Genomic DNA, 3,834 nt, shown 5'->3' on the forward strand with positions numbered 1-3,834 from the left:
CTTGGTTGCCTCGTCCATCGGCTTCTTTGCCATGGCATGCATCTCCAATCAATCCCTCAGAGATACAACGCACCAGCATCGAATCGGTTGTCATCTTTTATGGAAATATCAAATAGACGACTCGATGGTTCATGAATGTTCATAGTTGCAAACGCCGTTCTCTATGGTACGAAGGCAAAATGCAAGTGCGCATTCCCCGGATGCGCACTTGGTCTTGGAAGGGCGAAGCACTATCTTCGCAGCGTTCAGATCGTTTAATCCCGCCTCCACAGAGGCGGGATTTTTTTTTGTGCGCCCGGCGCATTCACTTGGAGGTGAAACTCCTCTTCATGTCCGGCAAGGTGTAATGTTCGCCGGAGGCAAGGGTGACGCGGGCGACCGCGAATCCGCAGGAAGCGCCGGTCTGACGAACAGGACGCGGATACGGGGCGATGTATCGGGGCGAGGCACCGACAGGCATCAGCATGAAGGTGGGGACCGCTATGGGGAGAGTCCTGCAAAAGTGCCGAATGCTATGCGTGCAGCAGGCGTTATTGAGCACATGAATGATCAGTTATGCGAAGCACACACGGTTGTTGACGAGCTTGATTTGCACGCGCGCCTCAATACGCCAGTAGAGCACTGCATAGGGCCGCGACACATGTACGAGCGCGGAAACGAGACTGAACGGCGATCGCATCAAAGGCTTACGCCGCGTCTTTCTTGTTCGACGGCTGGGCCTGATTCCTCACTTTCATCAATTTCTCGCTCATCGAAAGCGGGTGTGAATACGCCCTTCTAGTTTCCTTGACTGAGTTGAGCTTGTAGCAGTCGAGTCAAGTTTTCTACGCGGCGATTTTGACTTGATCGCACCAGGTGTTGACGGCCTGCTCGGCAGTGCGGAAGCTGCGCTGCAGAGACGCTGGCGAGGCCGCAGGGGCGTGGGGGCTGACCAGTGCGAGGCCGGGTCGCAAGATGCGCGAGTACACGCGTGTATAGAACAAGGCCGTCTGCATCCCCAGGCCCGTGAGGTGGTAGCGGTGGGTCTTGGGGACTCGCTCAATCAGAGCATGCAGGCGCAGGCGTCGAAGTTCGTAGCTCATGCGCCCCGGTGTGATGTCGCCGGGATGCAGGCCCAACAGCACGGCGTAGCTTGCCGAAGTTCTTGATTGGTAAAGCCGCGTGCGACGAAGATGAACATCACCAGCGCCTGCAGCAACGCTTGGACCTTGGGGTCGGCAAAGCGCAGTGCCGGTGCGCGCTGCCCGTCAACCTGGCGCGGATGCTGCAGCTCCTGAAACGCGTCTTCACCCAATGCACAGTCGTGGCTGATCTGCTCAATTTCGAGCATGCGCCGATTCGCTGCAAAGCCGATGCGGCGTAACTCGGGCAAATTGCGCAGCAGTCGTCCCACGCCGAAGTCGCGGGTGTCGTTGATGGTGGTCTCGGTACGTAGCGCCTGACCCTCCTTGTGGTACTGCTTGATGCGTGAAGGTTTGTAGTCCACATGCAGCGAAGGGGCGACCCCTTCGGTGATCACCCGGGTGCGAAAGCGCCCCGGGGTGCGCCGATTGACGCGGCGATCGAAGATCAGTTGCACTTGGCCTGGGCGTCCGATGTCCAGGTTCTCGCGGATGACCTGCTCGAAGAAGACGCGCCCGGTCACGGGTCGATCGAGCACCTGGGTTAGCGCGAACTCGGCCTGCAAGATTGACAGCACGTAGCGGTAACCGGCGCCCCGGTCGCGCCGATAGAGGTGGCGCCGTTGGTTCGGACAGTCAGATCGAGTTTATAAGTGGAAGCGCCGGGGTCATCAAGCTGCCGATTTGATCGCTGGCAGTGTCGCGAAGTATGCCTCATCCGGTGCCTGAGGCGGAGCCTCGTTAGAGACTCCCAGAAGGTTCTGCAATGCGTAACCTCGAACGTTCAATCATTTCGCTGTGTGCGGTAACACGCACCATTCGTTTTCATGATGTTGCAAAGTTGGGATGTCTAATGGGAGATGACAATGACAGCGCAAGAGATACTCGAACTGATCAAGCGTGATGCGCGGCTCTTTCATTTGTCTGGACGCGATGCGCTTCCCGCGTTTGCCGAGATCCTTGCTGAGCATGCACGTCAGTTGCGTTCTAGCGATTTGACGACATTGATCGCAATTGGCACTGTGATTTACCGCGACGCTTGCGTGTGCTACGAAGTGGATGACTTGATCGCGCGCTTGCGATCGACAAGTGGATCCTAAGCTAGCGCGTACCCGCCGGCCGGCCATGCGGAGAGCGTCACGCGTCTACCAACTCCCTCAATGAACGTTGCTTAAGCATAGACTAATTTTTACGAAAATTTTCCTCGTCGGAGTGTCTGTGTCGAGTGCATCGCTGGTCATCCCGGTTAATCGCGCATCGAGTTTTGCCGTGGGAGGCCGCCTCCGTGGTTAGCCCGGAGCGATCCGATGGACGTGCGCGCAGTTCTTTTCATTTCTGCAACTAACTGTCTATATCATGCGTTTACTCGCAACGACGCCGCCATCTCGACTACCCTTGATAACGAGTACATCAATGCGGCGACTCCGCAAAGGTTGCGTGGCGGGTATCCGGCGGTTCATTGCAACGACGGTCAAACTGAATTTTGGAAAAGTGGCAACGTGCTGTCCCGCGGCACATTCAACGTGCCTACTTTGCGGATGCTCGTGAGTGTTCTGTCGAGCGTTCGGAGCGACATATCGAGAGTACGTGCGTGCCTTCGCTGCGAAAGGCTGCGCGGCTGGCGCCAGCGTTTAGCGCGGCCTGCTGCACCTTGTCAAAGACGTCCGCGCCGTCTTTCGTTTGGCGATGCCTGTGATTGGCCGTGAGCGGTCGTGATCGACTGCGCACTGACATCCCAGCTCGCGGCAAACTAGGCCATCGCACAAAGAAATCGATGGTGAACAGATGAAGACGTTGTCGGACTGGTATGTCCAACGCCTGGCAGACGAGGCGATGCTTTTTGCCCGCGAAGCGCCTGCGTTTTGTCAGCACATGGCTGCGTCCACGATTGCGAAGGCACACGAAAGAACGGGTAATCACCACAACGTTGCACAGCATCGGCGACGTCCGCGCGTGCGGTCGGCGGGGGCAGGTCTGGTAGTGATAAAAATCAACGATTAACTACCGACAAATAGGTGCATGGAGGCTGTCAGTTAACGCAGGCCATGGTATCTGGGCGAAATCGCGTACGGTTGCGCCGGCTTTTTCAATGAAACTGAGGTGCTGCCGCGTCGACGCCAGCGAACCGGGAGGGAAGTTGGCGCCAATGAGATGGGGAAGTGGAAGGGACGCGCCGCGGCCGGTTTCCAGGCCCACGGCGCGTTTTTATTCCTTGGCTGCGTGCGCGATGATGTGCGCGTTATTGGTTGTGGCCGTGTGGAACCGAGAATGATGGAGAGAGCTCTCGATGCGCTCGCTGATAGCAGGCATCGCGATCTCAATCGGGATGAAGTTGCTTGAGCGGGCCGATGCGGCGTCTGACGTGCTCGCCGACACCGGTCTCGGTGGTCTGATCTGCCTTGTGGGGGCTTGCGCCCGATGCCGTCGATTTCCTGATGCGTTCTTCAATCCGGCCAGGAACAGGTTGCGGTGCGTTCTAGCGCTCGCGGCACTGGGCCTTTGCCTCGGCGGCCGCAGCACGCATACGCCGTATGTTTGCCTGTTGCGCGCATCTTGAAGCCAGTCGGCGCCTACCGAATGCGGTGAATAGCGCCCGGCAACTATCTTAGGAACGAGTGAGAAATAACTTCCCGGCGGTGCTGGGTGGTGGGAAGCGGCACTGTTAAGATGCAATGGATCCGGAGGATAGACGATGCAGGCTGGTTACAGGGCT

Annotated in this window: 5 protein-coding genes; 3 read left to right on the forward strand and 2 right to left on the reverse strand. The window is 57.8% G+C overall.

Features of this window, described 5'->3' with window-relative positions; all coding sequences use genetic code 11:
• Positions 1-824 precede the first annotated feature (824 nt).
• Both AWB78_RS48040 and AWB78_RS41705 read right to left on the reverse strand, forming a co-directional pair.
• Positions 825-1,082 carry a hypothetical protein gene (locus AWB78_RS48040; RefSeq protein ID WP_062613046.1) on the reverse strand — a complete coding sequence of 86 codons (258 nt, stop codon included), beginning with the start codon at positions 1,080-1,082 and terminating at the stop codon, positions 825-827.
• Positions 1,079-1,687: a hypothetical protein gene (locus tag AWB78_RS41705; protein WP_198399488.1), complete on the reverse strand. Its 609-nt coding sequence runs from the start codon at positions 1,685-1,687 to the stop codon at positions 1,079-1,081. Before AWB78_RS41705 ends, AWB78_RS48040 begins: the two co-directional genes overlap by 4 nt.
• A 300-nt stretch (positions 1,688-1,987) precedes the next feature.
• Between AWB78_RS41705 and AWB78_RS41710 the strand changes: the two genes are divergently transcribed.
• From AWB78_RS41710 to AWB78_RS41720, 3 genes are all read left to right on the forward strand, one after another.
• On the forward strand, positions 1,988-2,221 hold the full coding sequence (locus tag AWB78_RS41710; protein WP_157697878.1) for a hypothetical protein: 234 nt from the start codon (positions 1,988-1,990) through the stop codon (positions 2,219-2,221).
• A gap of 685 nt (positions 2,222-2,906) precedes the next feature.
• Positions 2,907-3,122 carry a hypothetical protein gene (locus AWB78_RS41715; RefSeq protein WP_062613053.1) on the forward strand — a complete coding sequence of 72 codons (216 nt, stop codon included), beginning with the start codon at positions 2,907-2,909 and terminating at the stop codon, positions 3,120-3,122.
• Positions 3,123-3,408: 286 nt separating this feature from the next.
• Positions 3,409-3,678: a hypothetical protein gene (locus tag AWB78_RS41720; protein ID WP_062613055.1), complete on the forward strand. Its 270-nt coding sequence runs from the start codon at positions 3,409-3,411 to the stop codon at positions 3,676-3,678.
• Positions 3,679-3,834 lie beyond the last annotated feature (156 nt).

It is taken from the genome of Caballeronia calidae (assembly GCF_900044055.2).
GTDB lineage: Bacteria > Pseudomonadota > Gammaproteobacteria > Burkholderiales > Burkholderiaceae > Caballeronia > Caballeronia calidae.